The 3,788-nt window shown below is 59.5% G+C and carries 4 protein-coding genes; all 4 read left to right on the top strand.

Annotation, left to right across the window (positions count from 1 at the left end; all coding sequences use genetic code 11):
- Positions 1 to 330: 330 nt before the first annotated feature.
- The gene (locus VBE63_RS25845) at positions 331 to 780 is read left to right on the top strand and encodes a DUF2442 domain-containing protein (RefSeq protein WP_323685874.1); all 450 of its coding nucleotides are present in this window, start codon (positions 331 to 333) and stop codon (positions 778 to 780) included.
- A gap of 286 nt (positions 781 to 1,066) precedes the next feature.
- Positions 1,067 to 1,549 carry a type II toxin-antitoxin system VapC family toxin gene (locus tag VBE63_RS25850; protein WP_323685875.1) on the top strand — a complete coding sequence of 161 codons (483 nt, stop codon included), beginning with the start codon at positions 1,067 to 1,069 and terminating at the stop codon, positions 1,547 to 1,549.
- Entirely contained in the window at positions 1,546 to 1,740 is a 195-nt protein-coding gene (locus VBE63_RS25855; protein ID WP_323685876.1) for a hypothetical protein, read from the top strand. Before VBE63_RS25850 ends, VBE63_RS25855 begins: the two co-directional genes overlap by 4 nt.
- Before the next feature lie 528 nt (positions 1,741 to 2,268).
- Complete coding sequence (ltrA, locus tag VBE63_RS25860) at positions 2,269 to 3,603, top strand: group II intron reverse transcriptase/maturase (protein WP_323685877.1); 1,335 nt, start codon at positions 2,269 to 2,271, stop codon at positions 3,601 to 3,603.
- Positions 3,604 to 3,788 lie beyond the last annotated feature (185 nt).

The following is a 3,788-nucleotide window of genomic DNA, read 5'->3' on the forward strand; positions in this document are numbered from 1 at the left end:
CGCTGGCAAGGGCAGGCGCGCACTGGAGCGCAGCGCGAGCTCGATACAGAAGCGCGGCTGCATGCTCATTCCTTGGCGCTGGAGAGGACACCGCCACGGACCAGGACGCCGAGCATAGACATCCCCTCTGGCGTGTTTGGGTCGAGGACATTGAGCTGGCGTGAGAGCTCAAAGGCGGAGCTGTCTTCGCTGCCGTCCGGTCAGTGGCTGAGCAGCAGCGGCCTTTTCGTATAGAAATAAGTTCTATACACTTGAGGTCATGACCACCAAAGAACGGTTTCGCAAAAAATACCGCCAGCAACTGATGGAGGACTGGAACCAATGGCATCCATGAAACGCCCCCGCCTCAAGGCCGTCCAACCCCTGCCGCCGTCTCGCCTGCGCCTGACCTTTGTTGATGACAGCGTGCAAGAGATTGATTTCGCGCCTCTCTGGTCGCAGTCGCCCGGCCTGGCCCCCTTGCAGCAGCCTGATCTCTTTGCCGAGGCCACCCTGATTGAAGGCGAAGGCTGGGCCGTGGTCTGGCCGAGTGCGGACATCCAGATTGGCGCCGACACCCTCTGGCTGGATGCCCAAGCCCAGAACGCCCCGGATGACAATACCCGCATCTTCGCCCAATGGCGCGCGCGCAACCGACTTTCCCTCGCCCAGGCCGCTGAGGCGTTGGGCCTCACGCCGCGAACCATCAGCGCCTTTGGCACCGGTGCTCGCCCGGTTCCCCGCCACATCGCCCTGGCCTGTATCGGCTGGGAGGCAGAGCACAAGCGCGAAGCGGCCTGAAGCTTCCCCGCGATGCCCGAGCGGACCCATTAAAGGTGACACCGCCACGCGCGCTGAGCTTAAGGAAATCTAGTGACAGTGTACCGAATAGCCCAAGGATCGCAGCAGCCAAAGCTCCTCCACCCCCAGCCGCGCATCGGCTAGACTGCAGGCATGAGCCGCGACCCCCGCATTCCCTGAAATGCTCGCGGACGAGCAGGGTGAGCTTCCGCTATAACGCTGTTAATGTGGTGTGCCCCTGTTTTCTCTGATGTTTTTATTCTGTTGCGTGTGGGGCGAACCACTCTTGAAACCCTTGGTCTATGTCGAAACCTCCATCGTCTCTTATCTAACGGCGCGACCGAGCCGGGATGTGGTAACAGCCGCACGTCAGGTCTGGACGCGTGAGTGGTGGGATCAAGCCGATCAATACTGGGTCCGGGCGATTTCTGAGCTAGTGATCGACGAAGCGGCAAAGGGCGACCCTGTAGCGGCGCGGCGCCGGCTTGATGTGGTTCGAAACATCGATATCCTCCGGATCAATCCTGACTGCGAGCGACTGGCTCAACAGATGATCGAAGCCGGTGCGCTTCCGGCAACGGAAGCAGAGGATGCGCTGCACGTTGCGCTGGCCAGTTACCACGGCGCTCGCTATCTATTGAGCTGGAACTTTGCTCATCTCGTTGGCCCTGAGCAAAAAGCCCGACTGATCAAGACGCTCGATTCACTTGGCCAGACACCAGCCCTGCTGACAACACCCGAAGAACTACTCGAGGGCATCATCCGATGACATTATCAGCCCAAAACCAACCTCATCCTATGAGAGCGCCCGATCCAATTCTCGCTGAACTCTGGGAGGTGAAGCGCCAGTTGAATGAGGCTGCCGGCTATCGTATCGAAGAGCGGGCGCGGATGGCGCATGAGGCCACGCTGCAGGTAGAAGCGCTTTGGCATGAATCAAAAAAATCGAATTCGCCATGAGAATTCCAGGGACAGTGCGGCCTGGCAAGGCCGCGTGTTCTAGCGGGTGAGAGTCCCGCCCGGGTAATCGTGAGCCGCGAGCCCGGTATCAAGCCTTACGGCGCGAAGGGTAACTGACGCGACGATGCGTAGGCATGAAAACAGGCGAGGTGCAAAGGTAACGGGTGAAGCCGACCCTGAAGGTGTAGAGCCCCGAAAATTACGTTGGAGAGTGCCGACGGGTTTGGCCCCCCGGCAGGCAACACTTCGTGTCGCGTCAAGGTCAGTGGCATGGAGACTCCCCGGGGTCCGAGGCCGTATCGAGCCTGACATTGAGAGCACGTGGTAACCAGGGAGATCCGTGCATCGGTCTGCGGGAAGCGGGCACCGGCGAACAAGTGTAAAAAGCGAGGACGCCGGCGGTGGTGTGCGGAAGTCGGAGCCACTCATAGGAGCGATGAAGCCTGGTAATGCGGGTCGAGCAAAGGAGTGGCGGTCTGAGATAACGCGACAGTGAGACACGTCCCTACGCTGAGAGGACTCTGTAACGTGACAACCAAACTGAAACGTTTCACCCTGAAGGCGCGCGAGGAACTGCGCACGCGGTTCACCTCCCTGATGGGGTTGTTGTCTGATCCCGAGGGGTTGCGCGAGAGCTTCGGACGCCAAGACGGACGCAAGGCGCCCGGAGTTGATGGGGTAAGAAAGGAGGACTATGCCAAGGGCCTATTGGCTCGCTTGGAGGACTTGTCGGCACGGATACGCCGACTGGGCTATCGGCCGCAACCGGTGCGGCGAACCTACATCCCGAAAGGGGACGGACGCATGCGTCCACTGGGTGTTCCGAGTTTTGAGGACCGCCTGGTGCAGGATCGCCTCAGCCAAATCTTGCAGGCCATCTGGGAGCCGGAGTTTCTGGACTGCTCCTTTGGCTTTCGCCCTGGGCGCAGTGCGCATGATGCGCTACGTCGGGTCGCGGAGGTCATTACCAACGAACGGACGCAATGGGTGGTTGAAGCTGACATTAAAGGCTTTTTCGACCACGTCTCCCATGCCCACCTGCTACGCTTTCTCGAACATCGCATCGGCGATCCGAACCTTCTACGGATCATCCAGCGGTTTCTGAAGGCCGGCATCATGGACGATGGCGTATTCACAGCCAGCGTCGAAGGGACGCCGCAAGGCGGATTGGTCTCGCCCGTACTGAGTAATATCTACCTGCACTACGTGCTTGACCTTTGGTTCGAGAAGCGTTTTGCAAAGCAGTGCGCGGGCAAGGCCTACCTGATTCGCTACGCCGATGACTTTGTGGCCTGCTTCACGCACGAGGCCGACGCCCGCGCATGTCTCATCGAGATGCAAAAGCGCTTGGCCGAGTTCGATCTGGAGATCGAGCCGAGCAAGACGGCGCTGCTGCAATTTGGCAGTGCCATGCTTGGACGCTCGCGGGTGCAATACCAAGGACCGCGCACCTTCAGCTTCCTCGGCTTCACCCATTATGTGGGTCGGAGTCGGACGGGGCGCTTCGTTGTTGGTCGCAAAACCGACGGCAAGCGCCTGCGCAAGAAGCTCAAGGCCCTCAACGACCGCCTGCGGGAGATGCGTACTGAGGGAGGGAACGCCATGGTGGCGTTTCTTGCGAGGCATCTGCAAGGACACATTCAGTACTATGGTGTCAGCGGTAACAGTCGCGGGTTGTCGAGCTACATCTACTTTGCCCAACGGCTGCTGTTTACGTGGCTAAACAGGCGAAGCCAGAAGCGCTCGCTTAACTGGAAGCAATTCTCGGCCTACATACGTCGCCTCCTGCCCAAGGCAGAAATTCGCCACAACCTTTACCCCTTCCCTTGGTGGATGACTCAGACTGGGAGCCGGATGGTGTAACACTCCAAGTCCGGTTCTGCGAGGAGCCGGGTAACGAAGCTGCGCATGGTCATAATATTGTGGCACCGCCGGGAAACCAGGCGGAAACAGAGAAAACAAACCTTGACCTAAACGCGGACAAGTTCCCGGCTTACTCTCCGTTTACCGAATAGCCCAAGGATCGCAGCAGCCAAAGCCCCTCCCAC

The organism is Lamprobacter sp. (genome assembly GCF_034860625.1).
Classification (GTDB): Bacteria; Pseudomonadota; Gammaproteobacteria; order Chromatiales; family Chromatiaceae; genus Lamprobacter.

Excerpts from the sequence above, each read along its gene's own strand:
- VBE63_RS25845 (WP_323685874.1), top strand. The coding sequence starts at position 331 with ATGAAACGCCCCCGCCTCAAGGCCGTCCAACCCCTGCCGCCGTCTCGC.
- VBE63_RS25855 (WP_323685876.1), top strand. The coding sequence starts at position 1,546 with ATGACATTATCAGCCCAAAACCAACCTCATCCTATGAGAGCGCCCGAT.